This window comes from Streptomyces sp. NPDC101227, from assembly GCF_044767545.1.
GTDB lineage: Bacteria > Actinomycetota > Actinomycetes > Streptomycetales > Streptomycetaceae > Streptomyces.
The window spans coordinates 442,783-465,545 of sequence record NZ_JBIWOD010000002.1 but is presented as its reverse complement, the minus strand read 5'-3'; the positions used below and the strand labels follow the sequence as shown (position 1 = coordinate 465,545).

Annotated in this window: 20 protein-coding genes and 1 pseudogene; 13 read left to right on the top strand and 8 right to left on the bottom strand. The window is 69.4% G+C overall.

All coding sequences use genetic code 11. The features are described from left to right. Positions 1-196 precede the first annotated feature (196 nt). From ACIRPT_RS05855 to ACIRPT_RS05845, 3 genes are all read left to right on the top strand, one after another. Complete coding sequence (locus ACIRPT_RS05855; RefSeq protein WP_403822770.1) at positions 197-592, top strand: hypothetical protein; 396 nt, start codon at positions 197-199, stop codon at positions 590-592. Positions 593-954: 362 nt separating this feature from the next. After that, entirely contained in the window at positions 955-1,113 is a 159-nt protein-coding gene (locus ACIRPT_RS05850) for a hypothetical protein (RefSeq protein ID WP_403822768.1), read from the top strand. Between the two features lie 232 nt (positions 1,114-1,345). Further along, positions 1,346-1,756 carry a RidA family protein gene (locus ACIRPT_RS05845; RefSeq protein ID WP_403822765.1) on the top strand — a complete coding sequence of 137 codons (411 nt, stop codon included), beginning with the start codon at positions 1,346-1,348 and terminating at the stop codon, positions 1,754-1,756. 158 nt (positions 1,757-1,914) lie between these two features. Here the strand turns inward: ACIRPT_RS05845 and ACIRPT_RS05840 are convergent. Continuing rightward, positions 1,915-2,047 (bottom strand): annotated as a pseudogene (locus ACIRPT_RS05840) (ATP-binding protein); the annotation flags it as partial. Between the two features lie 1,046 nt (positions 2,048-3,093). Between ACIRPT_RS05840 and ACIRPT_RS05835 the strand changes: the two are divergent. The 5 genes from ACIRPT_RS05835 (at position 3,094) to ACIRPT_RS05815 (ending at position 10,240) form a co-directional block, all read left to right on the top strand. Next, positions 3,094-4,371, top strand: coding sequence for a YcaO-like family protein (locus ACIRPT_RS05835; protein ID WP_403822762.1), 1,278 nt, complete (start codon positions 3,094-3,096; stop codon positions 4,369-4,371). A gap of 12 nt (positions 4,372-4,383) precedes the next feature. Further along, on the top strand, positions 4,384-5,145 hold the full coding sequence (locus ACIRPT_RS05830; protein ID WP_403822759.1) for a TfuA-like protein: 762 nt from the start codon (positions 4,384-4,386) through the stop codon (positions 5,143-5,145). Next, a complete protein-coding gene (locus ACIRPT_RS05825) occupies positions 5,142-6,449 on the top strand; it encodes an MFS transporter (RefSeq protein WP_403822756.1) in 1,308 nt (435 codons plus the stop codon). The genes ACIRPT_RS05830 and ACIRPT_RS05825 overlap by 4 nt, the downstream gene beginning before the upstream one ends. A gap of 205 nt (positions 6,450-6,654) precedes the next feature. Continuing rightward, positions 6,655-8,625 (top strand): B12-binding domain-containing radical SAM protein, encoded by a 1,971-nt coding sequence (locus tag ACIRPT_RS05820; RefSeq protein ID WP_403822753.1) that lies wholly within the window; start codon positions 6,655-6,657, stop codon positions 8,623-8,625. Between the two features lie 139 nt (positions 8,626-8,764). Then, positions 8,765-10,240, top strand: coding sequence for a membrane-associated oxidoreductase (locus ACIRPT_RS05815; protein ID WP_403822750.1), 1,476 nt, complete (start codon positions 8,765-8,767; stop codon positions 10,238-10,240). Between the two features lie 121 nt (positions 10,241-10,361). Here the strand turns inward: ACIRPT_RS05815 and sigJ are convergent, their stop codons facing one another. After that, positions 10,362-11,393, bottom strand: a complete 1,032-nt coding sequence (sigJ, locus tag ACIRPT_RS05810) for an RNA polymerase sigma factor SigJ (protein ID WP_403822747.1) — start codon at positions 11,391-11,393, stop codon at positions 10,362-10,364. Positions 11,394-11,562: 169 nt separating this feature from the next. On the opposite strand from sigJ, the gene ACIRPT_RS05805 reads away from it, so the two are divergent. Further along, positions 11,563-12,012, top strand: a complete 450-nt coding sequence (locus tag ACIRPT_RS05805) for a nuclear transport factor 2 family protein (RefSeq protein WP_403822744.1) — start codon at positions 11,563-11,565, stop codon at positions 12,010-12,012. Between the two features lie 301 nt (positions 12,013-12,313). On the opposite strand, the gene ACIRPT_RS05800 is transcribed toward ACIRPT_RS05805, so the two are convergent. Further along, positions 12,314-13,732 carry an MFS transporter gene (locus ACIRPT_RS05800; protein ID WP_403822741.1) on the bottom strand — a complete coding sequence of 473 codons (1,419 nt, stop codon included), beginning with the start codon at positions 13,730-13,732 and terminating at the stop codon, positions 12,314-12,316. 294 nt (positions 13,733-14,026) lie between these two features. Between ACIRPT_RS05800 and ACIRPT_RS05795 the strand changes: the two genes are divergently transcribed. The 3 genes from ACIRPT_RS05795 to ACIRPT_RS05785 all read left to right on the top strand — a co-directional run bounded on the left by ACIRPT_RS05795 (position 14,027) and on the right by ACIRPT_RS05785 (position 17,617). Next, positions 14,027-14,728 (top strand): GntR family transcriptional regulator, encoded by a 702-nt coding sequence (locus tag ACIRPT_RS05795; protein WP_403822738.1) that lies wholly within the window; start codon positions 14,027-14,029, stop codon positions 14,726-14,728. A gap of 178 nt (positions 14,729-14,906) precedes the next feature. Then, positions 14,907-16,202, top strand: coding sequence for an amidohydrolase family protein (locus ACIRPT_RS05790; RefSeq protein ID WP_403822735.1), 1,296 nt, complete (start codon positions 14,907-14,909; stop codon positions 16,200-16,202). 86 nt (positions 16,203-16,288) lie between these two features. Further along, a complete protein-coding gene (locus ACIRPT_RS05785) occupies positions 16,289-17,617 on the top strand; it encodes an amidohydrolase (protein WP_403822732.1) in 1,329 nt (442 codons plus the stop codon). A 102-nt stretch (positions 17,618-17,719) separates the two neighbouring features. Here the strand turns inward: ACIRPT_RS05785 and ACIRPT_RS05780 are convergent, their stop codons facing one another. Next, positions 17,720-18,700 carry a GlxA family transcriptional regulator gene (locus ACIRPT_RS05780; RefSeq protein WP_403822729.1) on the bottom strand — a complete coding sequence of 327 codons (981 nt, stop codon included), beginning with the start codon at positions 18,698-18,700 and terminating at the stop codon, positions 17,720-17,722. Between the two features lie 136 nt (positions 18,701-18,836). Here ACIRPT_RS05780 and ACIRPT_RS05775 point away from each other — a divergent pair, with 136 nt between their 5' ends. After that, positions 18,837-19,427, top strand: a complete 591-nt coding sequence (locus ACIRPT_RS05775; protein ID WP_403822727.1) for a cysteine hydrolase family protein — start codon at positions 18,837-18,839, stop codon at positions 19,425-19,427. A 135-nt stretch (positions 19,428-19,562) separates the two neighbouring features. Here the strand turns inward: ACIRPT_RS05775 and ACIRPT_RS05770 are convergent, their stop codons facing one another. The 4 genes from ACIRPT_RS05770 to ACIRPT_RS05755 form a co-directional block, all read right to left on the bottom strand. After that, a complete protein-coding gene (locus ACIRPT_RS05770; protein ID WP_403822724.1) occupies positions 19,563-20,375 on the bottom strand; it encodes a maleylpyruvate isomerase family mycothiol-dependent enzyme in 813 nt (270 codons plus the stop codon). A gap of 143 nt (positions 20,376-20,518) precedes the next feature. Further along, entirely contained in the window at positions 20,519-20,950 is a 432-nt protein-coding gene (locus ACIRPT_RS05765; protein ID WP_403822722.1) for a protein phosphatase, read from the bottom strand. A gap of 96 nt (positions 20,951-21,046) precedes the next feature. Then, positions 21,047-21,379, bottom strand: a complete 333-nt coding sequence (locus tag ACIRPT_RS05760; RefSeq protein WP_403503282.1) for a DUF4387 domain-containing protein — start codon at positions 21,377-21,379, stop codon at positions 21,047-21,049. Further along, complete coding sequence (locus ACIRPT_RS05755) at positions 21,376-22,746, bottom strand: acyclic terpene utilization AtuA family protein (RefSeq protein ID WP_403822719.1); 1,371 nt, start codon at positions 22,744-22,746, stop codon at positions 21,376-21,378. The genes ACIRPT_RS05760 and ACIRPT_RS05755 overlap by 4 nt, the downstream gene beginning before the upstream one ends. Between the last annotated feature and the right edge of the window lie 17 nt (positions 22,747-22,763).

Below are 22,763 nucleotides of genomic sequence, written 5' to 3'. Positions count from 1 at the left end.
CCGTCGGGCGAGCCCTCCGCCTTGGGCCGGCAGGTACGCCGCGGTGCAGAGCCCCGGGACCCCCGCGAACGTGGCTCTGGAGCCGGTCAGGTGGCGGGCTGCGTCCGGTTGCCCCCCAGCCGATGCACCAGGGGTTCGGTGCGCGACCTTACCCAGTCGCCCGGGAATGTCCGAAAAATAGCTCTGATCACTACGGGTGTATATGATCATGTCCGGCTCGATTCGCGGTGACTTCGTCCGGGGCGGGGACGGGACGCTCCTGCGTGCTTCTGCAGGCGCCGCTGGGCCATCCGGCGATCCCGCGCCCTCGCGGTCATCCGATCCGCCGTTCTGCACCCGACACCGCAAAAGGGATCATGAACCACCGCTGGTGGAGCGCCTGAAAAGGTATGCGGGGACACCGAACGCCACGATGGCCGGAAAACTTCAGCTGGAAAGCCTCCAGGCGGCGGTAGCCAAGGCCACCGCAAACGGCATGGAGCTCAACAAGCGCATGACGGTGGGCGGATGGCAGCTTGAATTCCGCAAGGGCACGGGAGATGAGCTGCCTGTCCTCATTCACGCCCGCCAGATAGATAGGCTAAGGCAATGAAAATCACCGGGACTTCCCTCACAGCCGCGCCTGAAGAGCGGTCCGGCGGTTACATGCCGCTAGCCCCCAGGTGGCCCAACAGTACTCCCGCAGAGGGCGTGTACTGAGATATCACGGGACACGAGGGCGGGCATATTGAACTCAAATTCAACATGCCAGACGGCGCGTTGGAAGAGGTTACGGTTCTGGATGTGCCGTCCACGGCTGACGAATCGGCAGCAGGACTACCCATCCGGGCGGACAGCCCCGGGGAAGTGCCCCATATTTCCCTGGAACCTTGGAATCCGGGACCGGACCTGGAGCCGCGTGAGCATGTTCTCGAGCAGCAACTGCCGATGCGTATGGCATGTCACCCTGATGGCATGGTCTCGGTCACTCTGGGAACTGACCCGGTCCGCTGGCACTCCTACGCAGGTATCACCATCGGTCTGACCGAAGAGGGCGACCTCTCAGGGGTTGCCTGGCACCCCGGCATCATCGACGAGTCACCCCAATGGCGCCGGCACAAGCGGACTGGCTGACTCCGGTGACCTACACGCGAGGCGGCGCCCGGGCTCACCTTCCTGACTCCCTTTACCCCTAGGGAACAGCCTTTCTCGACGGGTTCCGGAGTCAGTTGGTGACCACCCGGTCCACGAGTGTCGACCATGAATGACGGCGTTGCCGTGGGCGCGGCGAAAAGGGAATGCGGGTGCCAACCGGCCGTTGGCAGGATGTCCGCGCTCACCACTCGATGCGAAAGGACCGACGACCGTGGCTCGTGCCATCACTCTGATCCGCTCCGCCGCCCTGTCCGACGTCGCCGAGTACGCCTACGCAGCCACGGCACCCGCCGACTCCCGCCTGATCTTCCTCGCCGGGGCGTGTCCCCTCAACGATGACGGCTCGACGGCAGCGATCGGGGACTACGCGGGTCAGGCGCGGAAAGCCGTCGAGAACATGCAGGCTGCTCTCGCGGCCTCCGGCGCGTCACTCCAGGACGTCATCAGTACAAGGGTCCTCGTCGCATCGGCCCGACGGGAGGATCTGGTGGCTGCCTGGGAGGTGGTCCGGGACTCGTTCGCTGACCATGACGTCCCCAGCACCTTGATGGGCGTCACCGTCCTCGGCTATGAGGACCAGCTGGTCGAGATCGAGGCCGTCGCCGCCGTGCTCGACTCTTGAGGTCCACTGCCACAATGCGGCGGCCGAGCGCAGCCGGGACCGGAAGCGCCTGGCGGTAGCACCGCGGATGCGGGGCATTGCCGGCCGCCTGTCAGAGCGGCCGGCAATCCAGGCAGGAAACCCTCTGAGGTCAGCCGGTCTTGGCCGGCTCCTCGGCCTCACGCCCGGGTGCAGGCAAGGCGGGTAGGAGTCGGTACCGGTCTCGATGACGGCGCCATGGAAGGTCAGGCGGCCGACGGTGGCCGCGCAAAGCCGCGGGTCGGCAATCGTCTTCGCCCAGCCGCCGAAAGACCCTTGGCCCACAGCATGTTCCGCAACGGATGCCCGACAGCCTGGTGGGCTGTGCGGGCGGTCGAACCGTTCGTCAGCGCGTGCGCCGTGCCGGCTGCGTAACCACCTGTGGCGGTGCGCCGGTGTCGCCGGCTGGGTCGGAGCGGGGCCGCTGCATTCCGGTGGCAGGGGCTGATGTGACTGCCCGGGCGCCGGTTGGTGAGCCTCTCGTGCCATCCCCCGCGGCGCGCTCTCCGTCCCCACGAGACCTGCCGGCAGGGACAGTTCGGCCCGAGCGGCCTGACCGGCCCAGCCGCAGGAGCAGGCGGCGCCACGGCCGCCGCTTCACGCCGCCGCGTTCGGAGGATCCGACGAGGAATATTTGCCTCCACCGCTAGCAGTTCATACGAAATAGCACTATCGGGTGACCCGTCGGCGAGGAAAGATCATTCACGAGCTAGCTCGCAGCCGCTGCGGAGCTGCCGGGATCGCGATCAGCGATACCGCTGGTTCAATCCGCGCGGTTTTCTGGAAGACCGAATAAAAGGAGAGCGTCATGGCCGAGAACATCGAGGGCACGGAAATCGCCGCCGTCAACTGGGACGAGCTCGAGCGCGACTGGACCGAAGCTTCGGACCGCGCGGTCGTCGTCTGTAACAGCCGCTGACATTCCGTTCAAGGCCCACCCGGAACCAGGATTGACCCGGCCCTGGGTGGGCCTCAGGGAGAAGCAGTGACTGCCCACCTCAATCGCTCGCGGCCCGTGCAGCGGGTCGCCACGATGTCGCGACCTGTGGTCGTCGAGGTGTGCGGGCCGTGCTTCCAGCGAGTTGTATAACTCCACTCAAAAAAAGGGGCGATCCAGCCCCGGGCATGGAGTTGCGTTCCGTGCCCAGAGTGCACCTGTTGCTGCCGGCCCGTACAAGCCGGCAGCAACAGGTGACAACCCAAAGCGGCACACTACCGCCGGTGTGCCGGTCTCGTACATCGCGGATCGGGATTCTCGGTATGCGCAGATCGGTCCCCGAAGCATACGAGCGCCCTGATCCGTCCTCCTATTAGGCGTGATGACGATGCTTCTGACCACAGACCACCCACCCCGTATCAGCGAGATTCTGAACGGCGCGGAAACCGACAAAGTCATCTATGCGGGAACGCACCGCGTGCGAACGCTCTCCGAAACGGTGGAGCTGGCTTGGGAGGCACGTGCGCTGGTTGGCGTCTCCCGCGTCGCGGACGTCACCGGCCTGGACACTCTGGGCATTCCGGTGTTCAACACGCTGCGGCCGCGGGCCGCTAGCGGAAACCTCACCGTGACCTGCGGTAAGGGCATTACCCGGCCGGCTGCTCTGGCATCAGCCCTCATGGAAGCCGTCGAAAGCCACTGTGGCGAGCAGCACGGTCGCAGCGGCCCCGTCCGTTCGCTCCACGAGCTGTCGCAGAGCGGGAAAGTTCTGCATCCGCGCGCGCTCATCCTGGACAGGGAAACGTCGTGGACCGAGGAGACCCCCATCGAGTGGTGGCCGTACCGCAGCCTCGCCACCGACGAAATGGTCATGCTTCCGGCGGCGACCGCCTTCACGCCGTACGCGTCGCCCCAACCCCGCCTCACCGGCTCCATATCCGACGGCCTGGCCGCGGGGAACAGCCTGGCCGAGGCGACGCTGCACGCCCTGTACGAACTGGTCGAGCGGGATTGCACGGCCTTCGGTGAAGTGCTCAAGATGGGGCATCGAGTACCCCTCGACAGCCTTCCGCCGGCGCACAGCGAGCTGGTGGAGCGATTCCACAGCAACGGCATCGCCGTGCGGGTGTTCTCGTTCTCCAACGACATCGGCATCCCGGTCTTCTACGTGACGATCGACGACCGGCAAGCGGATGATCCCCTGCTCTTCAATGGCGGGGCCGGTTGTCATCTGTCGCCGGAGGTGGCGTTGTACCGGGCGCTCACGGAGGCCGCGCAGTCACGGCTGAGCATCATCTCCGGGGGACGCGAGGACATCGCCCGGCATGTGGCCCGCCGCGAAGAAGGCTACGAACTGGCGCGGGAACGAGCGGACCGCTGGGCGCACGGCTGGCCCGTCCGGCCCTTCCCCGATCACTCGGACCTCAGTACCGGCAGCCTCGCCGAGGACCTGAACGTGCTCCGCACACACCTGTCCCACGCGGGTCTGGACCGGATCTACGTCACCGACCTGACTCTCCCCGGCATTCCGTTCTCAGTAGTACGGGTGGTCGTCCCGGGGCTGGAGTTCTTCAACCAGGAGCCCGGACGGCTCGGTCCCCGACTCCATGCCGCGATGAAGAAGCGCACGCATGCCGGGCAAGCCCTCACAAGGAACTAAAGCTTCTCTCCCATGGATCCATACAAGATCGCTGTCTTTGCCGGCCCCAGTCTGGTTGGCTCACCCTTCCTGGAACTCATCGCCGGGGTGCTGCACCCTCCCGTACGCGCCGGAGACCTCCCCGGCATGGCGCAAAACCTCAAGCCCGGGGCCGAACTCCTGGTCATTGACGGGGAGTTCGGCCAGGCGCAGGCCGTCACCCTGACCGAGATCCGTGAAGTCGCCGAGGCCGGGTTCCGGATCTACGGTGCGTCCAGCATGGGGGCATTGCGTGCCGTGGAGTGCGCTCCCGTGGGGATGGTCGGGATCGGCCGGATCTGGGCCGACTACGCCGCAGGGCGTTTGGTGGCCGACGACGAGGTCGCTCTCACCTATGACGCCGAGACCTACGCCCCGTTCACCGTGCCGTTGGTCAGCGTCCGGCGGCTCACCGAGCTGTTGGCCGGCTTCGGTGCCTCCCCCGAGGCATGTTCCCGGCTCCTGGCAGAAGCGCGCGCGGTCCATTTCCGGGAGCGTTCGTTCTCCTTGCTGAAACGGATCGCGGAAACCGTGTTGCCTCCGGCTTCGGCAGAAGCGGCCCACCGCTTGCTGCAAGCCCCTGCGCGACGACTGTGGGATGCCAAGCTCGCGGACGCCGAAGCCGCGCTCTCCATGGTGCTGTCGGGAACGGTCCCACAGCCCCGTACGGACATGGTGCCGGCGCCGTACGAGTACGCGGCGCTCCTGGCGCCGGCCGGAGAAGCGGGCGGCGCACCGGTACGGGAGGCGGTATGAAGGCCGCCGCTTCCACTCCTCAGGCCTCCCTGGCGTCTCCCAGGTTCGGTGCCTCCTTCTACCGCCTGTTCACGGCAGCGGTGTCGACGCGTTTCGCCGACGCCAGCAGGACCACCGCGTTCGCGCTGTTGGCGGCTTCCTTGTCCGACGACCCCCGGGTCATATCTGCCGTGACGGCGGCTTCGTTCCTGCCGTGGCTCCTCTTCGGGCTGCCCGTGGGGGTGCTCGTGGACCGTTACGACAAGCGCCGCGCCTTCTTCGCCGCCGACCTTTCTCGTTGTCTGATCGCCATCGGCCTCACCGTCGCCGTGTTCACGGGGCACATCACCGTCGTGGCGGTGCTGGTGTGCGCGTTCGCGCTGACCACCTTGCAGACCGTCTCCGACAGCTGCTTCCACAGCCTGCTGCCGGCCGTGGTGAGCAAGGAGTCGCTGGGTCAGGCCAACGCGCGGCTGAACATGGCGCAGTCCGGGCTGGGGCAATTCGCGGGGGCGCCTGCGGGAAGCGCGCTGTACACATGGCATCCGTACGTGCCGTTCCTGGGAAACGTACTGTGCTTCCTGACCGCCGCCGCTGCGGTCCGCGGACTGCCCAAGGCCCTTCCTTCCACCGAGGCCGAGACGGACTCCGAGCTTGCTCCGGAGGAACCGTCGCCGAAGACCTCTTCCTTGCTGGGCGACCTCAAGACGGGTCTGCGCTGGATCGCGTCCACTCCGCTCATTCGCGCGCTGGCTTCCACCGTGGGCATGATGAACCTCGCGGCCGGGCTTTACCTGGGCATCCTGCCCTTCTACGCCCTGCACACGCTGCACATGCCGGCTGCCATTTACGGTTTGCTGTCCGGTCTGACGGCTGCCGCAATGCTCTGCGGCAACTTCACCGCGGGAAAGCTGATATCAACCGTCCGGCCGGCCGTGATCTGCCGCTGGGCGGTCCTCATCCAGATCGTCGGCTTCATCGGCTTGGCCACTGCCCCTTCTTACTGGGCGGCTCTTCCCTGGGTGCTTCTGGACGGGTTCACCGCCGGATTGTGGAATGTCCCGGGGATGACCCTCCTGATGGAGCACGCCCCGGCAGAAATACGGGGTCGCGTGATGTCCGCCTACAACACCTTGGCCGTGAGCGCGGTGCCACTGGGAACCGTCCTCGCCGGCGTTCTCGCCCACTGGTCCGGCAACCGCACACCCATCGTCGCCGGAACCGTGTGCCTGGTGTTGGCCGCAGGACTGTTCATCTGGACATTGCGTGGTGCGGACGACGACACGGCCGACGCCGAAGAAAACCCTCCTCTGGTGGAGTCGTGACCTGAGGAGATCCGATTTCCGTGGGGAGAGCGGCACGTCCGCGGCCGAGTTGGCCCGGGATCTGAAGGTCAACGAGACCAGGGCGGCGCCACCGGCGGCCCAACGAGACATCTCCACGGTTTCAGGATTGCTCTATGGCGAAAAGACCGGCCGCTTACCTGGCCGTCTCACCGCTTTCCCTACAAGGACCTAGGAGATAGTGCTCGTGTCTGATTCCGAGATCGCGGTGGACGTCGACGCGAAAAACGGCGAGAGCCGTCCGGTGACGCTGATATTCCCTCCGCTCATCGAATCCAATTTCGGTAGCTTCTTCCCGTCCACGGCGGTGCTTTCCGCCTTCCTCGAGGAGAACGGCATCGGCTGCTCCCAGGAGGACCTCAATGAGGAGTTCGCCCTCTTCCTGCTGAAGGACGAACTTCTGGGCCAGCTCGGCACGGGACATGTGGACGGGGTCCCGGAAGACTCCCTCGTCGCTGCTGCGGCGCGGTGGGCCGCGAAGAACCGCGATCGCCTGATCGATGCGCAGGGACGTCACTGCTTCGGCACGGATCGCTACGGCGCCGACAGCAAGTCCGCCTATGTGATGGAGCTGATCGCTCGCCCGTTCAGCCTGGATCCGGGCCCTGAAGTGCTGCGCGCAGTGAGCAGAGACCGGCATCCGCTGGACGCCTTCGATCAGTTCTACAGGGAATCGGGCATCGCTGAGCGGATCTCCACGGGAACCTCGCTGATCGGTATATCCGTGCCCATGGGGCCACAGCTGGAGCCTTCCCTCATGCTGGCTGCCCTGCTGAAGAAGAGCCACCCCGAAACCCCGATCGTGCTGGGCGGGCCGACGCTCAGCTTGATGGAACCGGATGATCTGGCGACCCTGCTCCGGCACCACCCCGCGGTCGACTGTGTGGTGCGTTTCGACGGTGAGCACCCGCTGCTGACCCTGGCCCGGCGCGCTGTTGCCGGCAGCTTCTCGCCGGCCGGGATTCCCGGCGTCTCGTACAAGGAAGGAGACGAAGTGGTCCACGCGGCTCCGGCACCGGGACCGAACATCAACAAGCTGCCGGTTCCCGCATACCCCGCGGATGCGCTCGACCGGCTGGCGGATCCGGCTCTGGCCATCACCCAAGCCCGTGGCTGCTATTGGGGGAAGTGCGACTACTGCGACTTCATCGAGCTGTACGACGGCAGCCCCGCGTTCCGCGGACGACAGCCGAACAATTTCGTGGACGAGATCCAGGAATTGGTTGAGAAGTTTGGCGTACAGCGGTTCAAGTTCATCACGGAATCCATCCCGCCGGCCTTCGCCCGGCGGATGAGCCAGGCGATCATCGACCGTGGGCTGAACATCAGCTGGAACTCCTTCGCAATGGTCGATCGGCGTTTCGACAAGGAAGTTCTCGGGCTGATGGTGGAGTCCGGGTGCGAGTTCCTGATCATCGGCATGGAGACCACAAGCACACGAGTGCTCAAACTGGTCAACAAGTCGGCCGACAGGGAGGAAAACCTGCGCTTCTTGCAGGACGCCCGTGACGTCGGTATGAGGCTGAGGATCAACCTCATACCGAACCTTCCGTCGACGACCTTCCAAGAAGCCATCGACACCCTTGATGACATCAAGGGCCTGGCGGACTGCATCGAAACCCTCACCGTCTTCCCCTTCGAGGCCACCCGCTCCTCGAACGTGGGGCGCAACCCCGAACGTTTCGGTCTGGTCAGCACCGCCCCCACCGAGGTGAGCGCCCAGGCGCAGTACGCCCTGAACCACTTCCACAGCGTCGATCCGGCGATGACTCGGGAGGAACTCGCCGAAGCCGTCCGGTTGTACCGGGCGTTCGCCGACGAAGTGTCCCGCCGGCAGACCATCGACGTCAGCGGTCCCGATGTGGCGGGGGCTCTCCGCATACCCGTCGAAGACATCGACTTCCTCGACAGGGACGGGCACGTGGTGTGCACCCACATCGGGAACCGGGAGCGCGCCCGGATCCCGGCGCAGGCCGCCGAGTTCCTCGAGCCCTACCTCACCGGAGAGTCGTTCACCATGACGGACCTGCAGAACAAGGTGGGCGAGAGAGGGGCGACGGTTCTCGTCCGCAACCTCCTGAAGGCCAACCTGCTGGTGTCCGCGAAGGCGCCCGCAACGTCGGCATCCCGGTCGTCCTCCCCGGCATCTGCGAGCTGATTGTCGAGCCCGTACGACGCCTCCGCACCTGGGGCGAGGACCATGCGTGAGACGTTCGGAAGGGGTGGGACAAGGCGGCGAAGTAAGGACGCCTAATAGTTCTTGACAGTCTGAATGCCCACGCGACAGCATCCGGCCGGTGGAGATCACCGACCTGACCCCAGCGGAACATCGTGTCTGGCAAGCGTTCCCCGTGGGCGAGGGAGTCGACTTCCGGGAGAACGCCGACGACGACCCCGCCACCGGCGCCACCTGGGGCCCCGAGCGGACGGTGCGCGCCTCCGTGCTCAGGGCGCTGCTGCTCAACGGGCCGTCACGGGACGGCGAGGTAGCGGGACTGAAGCTGTGGGGCGCCCGGATCACCGGCGAGCTGAACCTCAAGTACGGCGGGGTCGAGCACCCGATACGCCTGCGGTCCTGCTACTTCGAGAAGGCCCCGGACTTATACGGCGCACGGCTCCGCATCCTGGCCCTGAACGATTCGGTACTCCCGGGGCTCACGGCCGGGCATCTTCACGTCGACGGGGTGCTCCGCATCACCTGTTGCCGTTTCCAAGGTCCGGTGCGGCTGGCCGGGGCGCAGATATCCGGTGCGGTCTTCGCCAACGGGGCCCACTTCGGCGATCCGACCGTCAGGGAGCAGCCCGAGGAACCGGTTCTCCAGCTCAATCACGCCGAGATCGGTACCGACATCTGGGCCCCCGACCTGGTCGCCCACGGCCAGATCCGGCTGAACGGCGCCACCGTCCGCGGACAGGTCACTCTGAACGACGCGCAGCTCAACGCCCCCGGCGGCCACGCGCTGCAGGCCGAGACGCTCAGCGTGGGCACGGACGTGCACGCGATGCGGCTGCGCGCCCACGGCAGGGTCGACCTGCGCGGGGCCAGGATCGGCGGCCAGCTCAACCTCGCCTATGCCGACCTCGCCAACCCGGGCGGCGTCGCGCTCCGTGTCAGCAGCTGCATCGCGGGCGAGATGTGGCTGCGCGAGGCGAAGCCCGTCGTGGGCACGGTCAATCTGCGCCGCGCCCAGTTCGACGTCCTGTACGTCCCGCCGGACGTCTGGCCGGACGAGGTCAAGCTCGACCGGCTCACCTACGGCTCACTGCTCCCGCATCTGCCTGCCGAGGAACGGCTCCCGGTGCTGGACCGCGAACGCGCCGGCTATGTGTCGTACTCCTACGAGCAGCTCGCCGCCGCGTACCGTACGGCGGGCGACGAGTCCGCCGCCCGCACCGTCCAGCTGGCCAAACTCCGCCGCCACCGCCGCACACTGCCCCGGTACGCCAGGGTCTGGGGCCATCTCCAGGACGCCACCGTCGGGTACGGCTTCCGCCCGATGCGCGCCGCCGGCTGGTTGCTGGCCCTGCTGCTCGTCGGCGCCCTCGCGTTCGCGCTGCATCATCCGCGTCCGCTGAAGACCGACGAGGCCCCCGACTTCAACCCCTTCTTCTACACGCTCGATCTGCTGATGCCGATCATCGGCTTCGGGCAGGAGGGTGCCTTCGCCCCGCAGGGCTGGTACCAGTGGCTCTCCTACCTGCTGGTCGTCACGGGCTGGACGCTGGCCACGACGATCGCGACGGGCATCACCCGCTCGCTGACCCGCCAGTAGCCGACGCCCTCAGGCAGGCGTCAGGCAGGCAGGGTCCGCCACTGTGGCGACGGCGCCGGGCGCGGAGAAGCCCGCCACCGTCACGGACCGCGTTCACGCACTCGGGCCACCGGCCTGCGGGTCAGCCCATCATCCAGGGCCGGAGCTTGTCGGGGTTGCGTACCGCCCAGATGTGCTGGATCCGGTCGTCGCCGACCTCGAATGCGTACACCCCCGTGGTGGAGCCCTCTCGCCGGACCATCAGGCCGGGCCGGCCGTTGACCGAACGCTCCAGAATCGTCGCGTCGTCGGGTGTCCTCTTGGCGATATCGACGAGGTAACGCGCGATCCGTTCGCCGCCTTCGACCGGGCGGAGCGCGGCGCTGACGATGCCGCCGCCGTCTGCGGTGAGGGTGGCGCCGGGGTCGAGGAGGCCGATGAGGGTGCCGATGTCCCTGGCTTCCCAGGCTTGTTTGAAGTTCCTGACCAGGCCGGCCTGGTGGGCTGCCGGGGCCTCGGGCGGTCCGGAGGCGCGGATGCGGCGGCGGGCCGAGGAGGCCAGCTCGCGGCATGCCGCCGGGGTGCGGCCGGTGATCTCGGCGATTTCGGCGAAGGAGTAGCGGAAGACGTCGTGCAGGATGAGCGCGACGCGCTGGGCCGGGGTCATCGATTCGAGTACGACGAGAAAGGCCATGCTGACCGACTCGTCCAGCGTGACCCGGTCGGCCGGGTCGGCCGGCTCGGCCGCGGCGCTGCCCGGCCGTCCGCCGATCCACCCGTTTCGGTCGGGCAGCGGCTCGGGGATCCATTCGCCCACGTACGTCTCGCGCCGGGCCCGCGCCGAGCCGAGCAGGTCCAGGCAGATGCGGCTGGCGACCTTGGTCAGCCAGGCGCCGGGCGATGCGATGGCGTCCTGTTGCTGCCGGGACATGGCGTACCAGCGGGCGTAGGTCTCCTGGACGGCGTCCTCGGCCTCGGCCAGTGAGCCGAGGAGCCGGTAGGCGAGATTGATCAGTTGACGCCGTTCGCTGATGATCGCGCTCAGGCCCGCGTCGGACCGGTCGTGTGCCGGCTCGGATTGGTCGTGTGCCGGCTCGGATTGGTCGTGTGCCGGCTCGGATTGGTCGTGTGCCGGCTCGGATTGGTCGTGTGCCGGCTCGGATTGGTTGGTCATGGTTCCGGAAGCTCCCTGGTCGGATCCGCCCTCACCCGTCCGACGAGACGGCGCACCGAATCGTCAGGTCGCCCCGCCTCCTGACATTACGGCGGCTTGTGTCGTCGTACCGCTCGAAGGATCACGCCCTTCAGGAAACTCAGGCGAGACATGAGGGAGAGACAGACCGATGAGCGACCTTGAGACCATCGCCGACCGGGTCGAGATCGAGGCACTGCGCGGCGAGTTCACCGATGCCGTGATGATGCGCGACTACGACCGTCTTGCGTCTCTGTTCGCAGCCGACGGCGTGTGGCGCATTCCCGAAGCCCATGTGGAGTTCACGGGTCCGCAGGAGATTCGTGCCGGGATCGAACGGCTGCAGCGTCAGTGGGAGTACTTCGTGCAGACCACGCACCCCGGCGCGATCCAGTTGGAGGGCGACACCGCGTCCGGCCGTGCCTACGTCCAAGAGCTCGGGCACCTGCGCGACGGCAAGTCGGGGTCGAACTACTCCCTGTACCACGACCGCTACCAGCGCACCCCGGACGGCTGGAAGTTCACGGAGCGCGTCTATGAGGTCCGATACCTCGACACCACGCCGTTGGCCGGCTCGGGTTCGTCGCCGGAGCCGTCCTGACCGCGTTCGAGAATTGCACCGCGGAGCACCGCCCTCGCGCCGCTCCCCCGCTGACCGTCGTCTGAAGCCCGGAGGCCCGCCCCGGCGGAGCAAGTCGAGCCGCTGCGGCCGGTAGCGACCCGCCCCGGCTCTCCGCCCGGGGCGGGCCGACCCGCCGGGTCCGTCGGCCCGCCCCGCGCTCAAGATCCACTGAAGGTTGGCGCGCAGCAGCCCGGCGCAGGTACTCGTCGATCAGCCACAGTTCCGGCAGGTGCTCCGGGTCCCGGGTGTAGCCGGCTGGCGACGGGAGGCGCGGCGGTCTTCATCCCCGTACGGGCTTCGCCGGTACGCAACGCCACGCGAGGCAGGCGGCGATCAGATAGGCGAGTGCGCCGATGGCCATGCTGGTGCGCGTTCCCGCGTTGTAGTCGGTGGCCGTGGCGAGCAAGGTGCCGCCCAGTGCCACGCCGGTGGCGCTGCCGATCTGGCGGGTGGTGTTGAAGAGTGCGGAGGCGGTTCCCGAATACGCCGCGGGCGCGGCGCCCATCACGGTGGAGGTCGAGCCGGTGAGGGCGAAGGAGGTGCCGAAGCCGGCGGCCATCATGGGCGCCACCAGGAGCGGGTAGGCCGGCTCTGATCCCGCCGCGGCCCAGCCCGCCAGCCCCGCCGCGGCGAGGAGCATGCCGGCGACCACCAGCGGACGATCGCCGGTGGTCCGGGCCAGCCGCCCGGACAGGACGGAGGCGAACATGGTCATCGCCACCGCCGGGAACAGGGCCACGCCGGTGCCGAGAGCGCTGAAGCCGCGCTGGTGCTGGAAGTCCAGGCTGGCGGTGAACACCATGCCGTAGAAGCCGAAGTTGAACAGCAGGCCGATCGCGGCTCCGCCGCTCAGCGCACGCGAGCGCAGCAGGCTCGGCGGCAGGGCGGGAGACCGGGCCAGCCGCTCGCGCACCGCGAGCGCCGAGGCGGCCATGACGGTCAGGCCCAGCCCGGCGAGTACGGCCGGATCGGACCAGCTGCGCCGTCCGGCCTCGTTGAGGGCGGCCGTAAGCAGCGCCACCGCCGCCACGACCAGGCATTGCGCCGGCCAGTCCAGGGCCCGGCCGGGGCGCCGCGGAGAGGGCGCCACATACCGCAGCGTCAGGAGAAGGCAGACCACTCCGACGGGCAGGTTGATGAGGAACACCCATCGCCAGCCGGCCGTGGAGACCAGCAACCCGCCCAGCAACGGCCCGGCGGAGGCCGCGATGCCCGCCATCGAGCCCCACAGCCCGAAGGCCCGTGAGCGCGCGGCGGGCGCCGGGTAGGACTGCTGCAGCAGAGCCAGGGAGCCGGGCACGATCAGCGCCGCGCCGAGCCCTTCCACGAGCCGGGCGACCACCAGGAACGGGGCGCTGGGCGCCAGCGCGCACGCGGCCGAGGAGGCGGTGAACACGGCCACGCCCGTGCAGAAGACCCGACGGTTCCCCAGCCGGTCACCCATCGCTCCGCCGGTCAACAGGAACCCGGCGAAGACCAGGGTGTACCCGTCGGTGATCCATTGGATTCCGGTGAGCGAGGCCGACAGGTCCCGGCCCACCACCGGCACGGCGACGTTGATGATCGTCACGTCCAGGATCACCATGAAATACCCGGCGCACACCGCCAGCAGCGGGGCCAATCGCCGTCGCCCCGGCCCCGGAGCCCCCGCAGGAGGGGGTACGGAAGCGCCGCCACCGGCCGTCTCCGCGAACTCCACGGTGCCCACTCCATCCCGTTCGCGGAGGATCTCTACCTAGCGGGCGGGGGAATGCCCTGGAAGGACAATAGCGACCCGTTAGTAGCAGTAAGTAGCAGTAAGTAGCAGTAAGTAGCAGTAAGTAGCAGTATGGAATCGTACGGTGCGTAGGGTTCGTATCGGGGTAACCGGGCTGTCTCGCCTCCGCCGCCGGGCGCGCCATCAACCTCGCGTCGGGTCGCCGCGCACCGTCCGACCCGGGCCGGACGGAGGCCGTGCGGGACATATCCTCGCCGGAGGGATGCCGAGGGGAGGATGGTTGAGGTGGCGGAGAGGTCAAGGGCCGGTGCGGCCGGTACGGAGGGCGCCGCCGCCCGCGGGGCCACCTCGATGAGCGCGCGGGCGCGGGAGGCCGTGCGGCAGCGCATCGTCGACCGCCGCTATGCGCAGGGCGTGCGCCTCGTCGAGCGCGAGGTGGCCGAGGAACTGGGCATGTCGCGGGTACCCGTACGCGAGGCGCTGCGCTCGTTGGTCGCCGAGGGGCTGCTGGAGCTGCTGCCCAACAGCGGCGTACGGGTGCGCACGCTGGCGCGGGCCGATGTGGACCATCTCTACGAGGTGTGGGAACCCCTCTCGGTCCAGGCGGCCCGGCTGGCCGCGCGGGCCGCGGCCGGTGATCCCGAGCGCCTGGCCGCGCTCGAGGCGACCCTCGGTCAGGCCGAACGGGCGGCCGCGGACGATGAGGGCGCGCGGGAGGTGGCGGCGCACACCGCGTTCCACGAGGGCGTCGTGGCGCTGGCGGGCAACCCGCTCCTCGCGCGCACGATGGAGCAGCTGAACTGGCAGCTCCAGCTTCTGTTCGGGCTGCGGGAGGAGCCGGCGCACATGCGGTCCCAGCACGCGGAGATGTTCCGGCGGATCGCGGCGGGCGACGAGGAGGCCGCGGCGGCCGTCACCCTGCTCCATGTGCGGGACAGCAGGGCCGTGGCGATGCGTTCCCTCTTCGGGCATGGCTAACCCTTTTTGTATACCAAAGGCCAGTGAAGCGACCGGACCGACGGGGATGCGGTAGGCAACTCCCCACTCCATCCCCACTCCCGTAGCCCATTTTTCGGCAGCCCTTGTCACCCTCAAAGGATTTGGTATACAAAACAGCCTACCCCCTGGACCGTACCTCCCCCTCCGAGGAGCTCCCATGTGTATTGACGCCGTACCGCCGCCCTCCCCCAGGCTGACCCGCCGGGGCGTACTCGCGGGTGCCGCGGCGCTGGCGGGCACCGCGGGTGTGAGCGGCGCGGCGCTCGCGACTCCGGCCTCGGCGGCCCCGCGGACCACCGCTACGCAGCGGAGCACCGCGCCCCGCGGGGGCAACCTCGTTCTCCGGGGCGGCACGCTGCTCGATCCGGCGACCGGTGACGTCATCGAGGACGCCGTCGTCGTCATCGAGGACGGGACCGTGCGCGCGGCCGGCGCCCGGGGAGAGGTGGCCACCCCCGAAGGCGTGACGGTGCTCGACGCACACGGGAAGTGGATCCTGCCGGGGCTGGTCGACGCCCATATCCACCTCAGCACCGTCGCCGAGGCCCGCGACGCGGTCCGCGGCGGCGCCACCACCGTCCGCAGCGGTTCGACCAGCTTCTACCAGGACATCGCCATAAGGGAGCTGGCCCGTCAGGTCCCGGCGCAGGCACCTCGGCTGAAGGCCGCGGGCGTCTTCGTCACGCCCGACCTGGGTGACACGGTGCTGGCCGATCCGGATCTCACCCCGCTGGCCCGTCTCCGGGGCGGTGTGCGCTCACCCGAGGCGCTGCGCCGGGTGGTCGAGGTGAACCTGGCGCGCGGCGCCGACGTCATCAAGACCCGCGTCAACGAGCGCGCCGGGCTGCCCGAGCAGGACCCACTCACCCAGGTGTACTCCTACGAGCAGCTGTCCGAGATCGTGGGCGCCGCGCGGCGCGGCGGCAAGGGCGTCCTGTGCCACAGCTACAGCGAGAAGGGCTGCCACGACGCCGTCACGGCGGGCATCCGCTCCCTGGAGCACGGCGTGTTCGTCGGCGAGCGCACCCTGCACGAAATGCGGCGCAGGGACACGTACTTCACCCCCACGCTCACCGCGATCGCCGGCCTGGTCGAAGAGTCCGACCCCGTGCTGGCCGAGCGGGGCCGCACCTATCTCCCGGTGCTCAAGCGTGCGGTGCGCGCGGCCCACGAGCTGGGAGTGCCGCTCGCGGCGGGCACGGACTCCTCGGGCGGGAAGGTCGACCGCATCGGCCGCGAAGTGGAACTGATGCGGGAGGCCGGCCTGCCGGCACTCGACGCGATCCGCACGGCCACGACGGGAGCCGCGCGGCTGCTCGGCCTGGACAAGCGGGTGGGCCGCCTCGCGCGCGGGTACGCGGGAGACGCCATCGTCGTGGACGGGGACCCGCTGGCGGACATATCGGTGCTGAAGAACCCGGTACGCGTCGTGCGCACCGGCATCCCGGTCTGACCGTACGGCCGCACCGCCCTCGCGCCGCTCCCCCGCGGCCCCTCCCCTTTCCCCTCTCCTCCCCCTTCACGTCCGAAGGAGCCCGCATGAGGTCGTCCTCCACCTCTCCTCCCGGGGCATCCCGGCGCAGCGTCCTCGCCGGTGGCGCGGCGGCCCTGTCCGCTGCGGCCGCACCGGCCCGGGCGGAGCCCGGCGCCGGCCCCCGGGGGCACGCCGACCGGCCCGCCCACGCCGTGGTCTTCCGTAACGTCCGTCCGAACGGCGCGCGGTCGCCCGTGGACCTCACGGTCATCGACGGCCGGATCACGCACCGCCCGGCGCCGCCCGGCGCCGACGTCGTCGAGTGCGACGGCCGCATCGCGCTCCCGGCGCTGGTGAACACGCACATCCACCCCGACAAGACGACATGGGGCGGCTCCTGGGTGTCGCGCAGGCCCGCACACACCATTGCCGACTACGCCGAGCAGGACGCCGAGCTCTTCCGCAGCCAGCACCGCTCCGTCGAGGAACGCGCCCACGGCCTGATGGCCCATGCCGTCACCCGCGGCACCCGGGCGATGCGTGCCCACGCCGACCTGGCCCCCGCCTACGACCTTGCCTGCGTCGAAGGCGTGGGCAACGCCCGCGAGCGGCTGCGGAACGCGCTCGACGTCCAGATCGTGGCGTTCCCGCAGCACGGCGTCATCCGCGCTCCCGGCACCGCCGAGCTGCTGGAGGAAGCCGCGCGCACCGGCGCGGTCGACATGATCGGCGGCATCGACCCGATCGGGTTCGACCAGGCCCTCGACGAACAGCTCGACCTGGTCTTCGGCCTCGCGGACCGGCACGGGCTGGGCGTCGACATCCATCTGCACGACCAGGGCAAGCCGGGAACCACGGCGCTGCGCGCCATCATCGACCGCACCCGGGCGCTGTCCTTGCAGGGGAAGGTGACCGTCAGCCACGTCTTCTGCCTGCCGGCCCTGTCCGATCGCGAACTCGGCGCGATCGCCGAGGACTTGGGGCAGCTGGACATCTCTTTGACGACGGTGGCGCCGTCCGACTCCCTCGTGCTGCCGATCGCGCGGCTGCGCGAGCACGGCGTACGCGTGGGCCTGGGCACCGACGGAGTACGCGACGCGTGGAGTCCCTTCGGCAACGCGGACATGCTGCACCGCACGCATCTGCTGGGCTGGGTCACCGACGTCCGCCTCGACGACGAGCTGACCGACTGCTACCGCGTGGGCGCCCACGACGGCGCGGACCTCCTGGGCCTTCCTCAGGTGGACTTCACGCCCGGCTCCCCGGCTGACTTCATCCTCGTACGCGGCGAGTGCCTGCCGCAGATCGTGGTGGACGTGCCCGAGCGCGACATGGTCGTCCACGGCGGCCGCGTCGTGGCCCGGAACGGGGAGCTGACCCGCCAGGTCCAGTGAGCCGGTTGTGCGTTCCCGAGCGGCCATGTGACGCGGCGGGCACGCTTGGGCCCCACTCCCCGGTGCTTGGGGGGTGGGGCCCGCGTCTGTTGGATTGCGTGTTCAGCGGGAATAGCGGAATCCGTTTCGGTATTCCGTGGGCGTGGTGTTCAGCTTCCTGCGGAACGCGCGTACGAGGGTGGCGGTCGTGCCGAAGCCGCAGGTGGTGGCGATGCGCTCCAAGGTGGCGTCGGTGGACTCAAGTTGGTTGCGGGCGAGTTCGACCCGGGCGGATTCGACGTAGGTGGCCGGGGTACAGCCGAGTTCCGCGGCGAAGATGCGGGTGAGCTGGCGTTCGCTGATGTGCGCGTACTCGGCCAGCTCCGGGACGGTCAGCGGCCGCTGCAGATTGCCCATGATGTACTGCCGCACGTCGTCGATACGCCGGGTCGTGGCGGCCGGCTCGGTGGGAACGCTGAACTGGCTCTGTCCGCTGGAGCGCTTGAGGAACATCACGAGCTGCCGCGCGACCCGCAGCGCGACCTGTTCGCCGAAGTCGTCGGCGACCAGGGCCAGGGCGAGGTCGAGGCAGGAGCTGATCCCCGCACCGGTCCACACATCGCCATCCCTGATGAAGATCGGATCGGCGTCGACGGTGACGTCCGGGTGATCGGCGGCAAGCTGCGCGGCCGTCGACCAGTGCGTGGTGGCGCGGCGCCCGTCGAGGAGTCCGGCGGCGGCCAGCAGATGCGCCCCCACGCAGACGGAGGTCACGCGGCGGGTGGTGGCGGCGAGGGCCTTCACCCGGGCGACCACGGCGTCGTCGGTGAGGGCTTGGGCGCGGCGCCGGTCATCGACCCGGACGGAGCCGGGGACGAGGAGCGTGTCGATGCGGTGGCCGGTGATGGCGTCGAAGGTGGTGTCGGGCAGGACGCGCACGCCGGCGGCGGTGGTGACGGGGTCCGGGGTTTCGGCGGCCAGGACGACGCGGTAGCCGGTGTCGGTGTCCATCTCGGGCTGGGTGAGGGCGAAGACTTCGGGCGGGCCGGTGACGTCGAGGAGGTCGACGCCGGTGAACAGGACGATGACGATCAGCCGTTCCATCTCGGCCGCCTTCTCGATGTCGGTTTCTGCACGCTGGATGACCTGGCAGACATTCTGGGTGGGTCATAGCGTGGCATAAAGCCACCGACGCGTGGCCACCTCTTTCCTTCAACCCCCGCCCTAGGAGGGCTTTTCCATGTCTTCGACGACCCTGCGCCGGCTCAGCGGCCTCACCGAGACCCCGGCCACGCTCGCGGACGCGACGCTGATCATGGTCGACTTCCAGAACACCTACACCCAGGGCGTGATGGAGCTGACCGGCTGGCAGGCCGCCCTGGACTCCGGCGCCGCGCTGCTGGCCCGGGCGCGGGAGGCGGGCACACCGGTGATCCACATCATCAACGACGGCGGCGAGGGCACCCCGTACGACATCCGCGCCGAGATCGGCTCCCTCCACCAGGCCGTGGCCCCGGCCGAGGGTGAGCCGGTGGTGGTCAAGGCCGTGCCGAACGCCTTCCACCACACCGACCTGGACGAGAAGTTCAAGGCCGCCGGTCGCCAGAACGTCATCATCTGCGGATTCATGACGAACATGTGCGTGCAGTTCACCGCCGAGGGCGCGTTCCTGCGCGGCTACACCCCGACCGTGGTCGCCGACGCCTGTGCCACCCGGCCCCTGAAGGCGGCCGGGACGGAGCTGACCGCCGAGCAGATCCACCAGGGCGCGCTCGCCACCGTCGAAGACCTCTACGGAGTCGTCGTCGCGAACGGTGCGTCCATGACGTGAAGCCGCGCGCTTCGGGCGCGCACGTAACACCACGGGGACGACGGCACGGGGGACAACGGGGTCGTCGGGGAGGGCGTCGCCCCGTATACGGAAGACTTCCGCCGTCGTCCGCCGCCGCCGCGCCTCCGGCGTGGATCAGAAGGCCGTATGGGCGAACCAGTGGTCGAGTACGGTCCGCTCACCCGAGACGTCGAACGCGCTCTCCTCGTACGACCGCCGGCCGTAGAGCAGCAGCAGGAGGTCCGCCGCCCGCCCCCGTACGGCCGCCTGCGCCTCGGCCGGCGCGGCGTCGGCGCCCGCCCGCGGCAGCAGGCGGAACCCGTCCGGCTCCAGCCGCACCCGCCACTCCTCGACGGTGTCGTCGGCGGCGTCCGTGCACCGGAAGGCGAGGGTCTCGCCGGTACCGCGCAGCTTCGTCACGGCCGGTGCGAAAAGGCCCGCATAGGGCAGGTTGACGAGGAACTCGTCCACCCCGTCCGCCGCCAACGCGTCGTCGATGCCCGGCTCCCGGCCGAGGGCACGCTCCGCGTCCACCCGGTGCACCAGCGTTTCGAACAGCATCCGGCGGGCCCAGAACCGTGCGTGCTGGTCCTCGCCCCAGGCCCACATCGCCGCCTGGGGATCCGTGTCCCGCAGTACGGCGGCCACCCCGGGTACGCCGTCAGCCACCCAGTCGGCGTACTCCGCCACGCGTTCCGGCAGACCCAGTTCCACGTCGCGGCTGCGCGGCGGCTCCTGCACCAGCCGGGTCAGCAGCGCGGAGAACCAGCGCTGCAGCGCTCCCACGTGCTGGGCAAGCTCGGCCACCGTCCAGTCGGGACAGCAGGGCACGGCGGTCGCCGGGTCCGCACCCTTGACCACCTCGGCGAAGAGCAGGGTCTCCCGCTCGATCGCCTTCCGGTAGGTGTCGTACGGCAAGGGGTGTCCCGCCCGGCTCGTCGTCGCCATCAGCTGACGCCTTTCTGTCCACAGCACGCATCCTGTCGTGATCAGTGTGGAGGCTGGAGTCCACTCGAAGGCAAATCCACCGCCGAGGGCGCGAGCTCGTGACACGCCGGTGCCTACGGTGCGGTGCCGGGGGCGTGGCGGCCTCAGTCGGTGAAGCGGCGGACGTAACGCTTCTGCCAGGGGGTTTCGACGGCGTGGCGGTCGTAGTTCCGGCGGACGAAGTCCACCGCCCGGCCGGCCGGCACTCCGTCCAGGACGGCGAGGCAGGCCAGGGCCGTGCCGGTGCGGCCACGGCCGCCGCCGCAGGCGATCTCGACGCGTTCGTCGCCGGCGCGGGACCATGCCTCGCCGAGGACGGCTCGGGCCTCGGTGCGGCTGCTGGGCAGCCAGAAGTCCGGCCAGCGCAGCCAGCGGGCCTCCCAGGGGACCTCGGGAGGCCGCCTACCGAGCAGATGGACGGCGTAGGTGGGCGTCGGTCCGGCGGGCAGCGGTCGGCGGAGCGCGCGACCTCGCACCAGGCGTCCGGAAGGAAGCCGCAGGACACCGGTGTCGGTCGCCTTCCAGGTCTCGGCCATCGGCTCACCGTAGCCGAGGGGCTCGCCGCGCGTCCCAGGTGTGCGTTCATGGCCGCCCGGAGCGGCGGCCGGAGTCCGGCTCGGCGTCCGGCGGCCTCAGGGGGTCGGCAGACGCATCGCCAGCAGGGGGCCGTGCTGCTGCGCCCCGTAGACGTCGCTTTCACCGACGTTCCCGGAGACGAGAGGGCGGCGCAGGTTGATCTTCACGGCCCGCGCCGGATCGTAGAAGATCGGCTCGCTGACGTCGTCGACGGGGACCCGGTAGAGCTCTGCCACCAGGGCGCGGTTGATGGCCCGTTGCCGTTTGACCAGGTCGTATTGGTCCTGGCCGGTGAAGATGATGTCGAGGGTGAGTTCGTACGGTCCCGAGTTCTTGCTGCGGATGACGTCGGCGAGTTCGGTCAGTGGCGCGGTCGACGGAGCGGTCACGACGGGTCTCCGGGGTAGTCGAGGTAGGTGATCGGGAACAGCGCGAGCGGATCGTCGGCCGTCATGAGGTGGTAGACGCTCCACTCGTAGACGGCGCCGGCGTGGAAGTCGGACGGGGAGTAGGGGAAGGCGAGATTGCCGGCCGTGGACAGGCGTCCGGGGTAGCCGAAGTGCAGCATCGTGGAGCGGGCGAAGCCGCAGAGGGTGTCGGCGAGGTCCTGGCTGTCGGCGACGGCCTCGATGACGATGCCGACCTCGTGGCCTGGTGGCCTGGGCGACGGTTCGAGCGGGCCCATGCAGCCGTCGGCCCCGTAGACGCGGACGAGCAGGTCGTAGCTGCCGGGCGGGATGTCGGGGAAGTTGTCCGCCACCCGGTCCCGTACGCCCTGGACGATCGTGTCGATCTCGCGGATGAAGAACGGGTCCCGGGCGCCGGCCACCGACACGGTGCGGTATCCGCGCAGCCGGGCGCCTTCGAGTTTGACCGCGAAGGGCTGAGCGATGTGGCGGGAGCCGGAGACGCGCACGCTGTGCTCGTCCTCCTGCGTGAAGACACAGTCGCCGAGGTCCAGATATCCGCCGGGCCCGGGCAGCCGGCAGGGGTCGCTCTTCTCGTAGAGGGTGTGCGCGGCCACCGACGTGGGGGTGCACCGTCGAGCCGGGTTCAAGGGCTCGAGGACGAAGTGGTCGCGGCGCAGCGTGCCGAGCATGCAGTCGCTGCCGCTGCCGGGCACGGCGGCGATTGCGGCGCACTCCAGGATCTTGCTCATATGCAGGGCCAGTCCCTCGTCGAAGCCGTGCAGCAGCGGCATCGCGGCGAACACCGCCGGATCGTAGGCGCGCCCGGCGAGGACCACGTCGGCGCCGCCGCGCAGCGCGGCCACGAGCGGCGCCGTGCCCATCTGCGCCACCAGGTGCGTACTGGCGTGGATGTCCTCGGCGGTGAGCTGCGGGCCGTGCGGGACCGCGTCGATCCGGCCGTCCCGCAGGGCCTGCAGGACGGTTTCCCGGTCGATGTCGGCGGGGATGACGGCCGCGCGCAGCCGGAGCCCCTGCCCGGCGGCGATCTCATCGACGATTCCGCGGAGCCACGCCAGGTGCGGGGCGGCCCCGGCGCCGCCCGCGGACCCGATGACCACGGGGATGCCCAGGCGCCGCCCGGCGCTGATCATCCGCTCCAGATCGCGCTTGACCGCCGTACGGTCGGTGAACGATTCTCCGGCGCCCAGGTAGTACGGGCCGGGGTCGCTGGAGCCGGCGTCGGCGGCGATGACGTGGGGGCGGCGGGCCAGCCCGGCTTCGAACGACGCGTCGGGGAATCCGTAGCCCAGGATCGCCGTGGCGGACAGCACCCGGATCTCGTCCATCGCGTCTCCTGAAGATG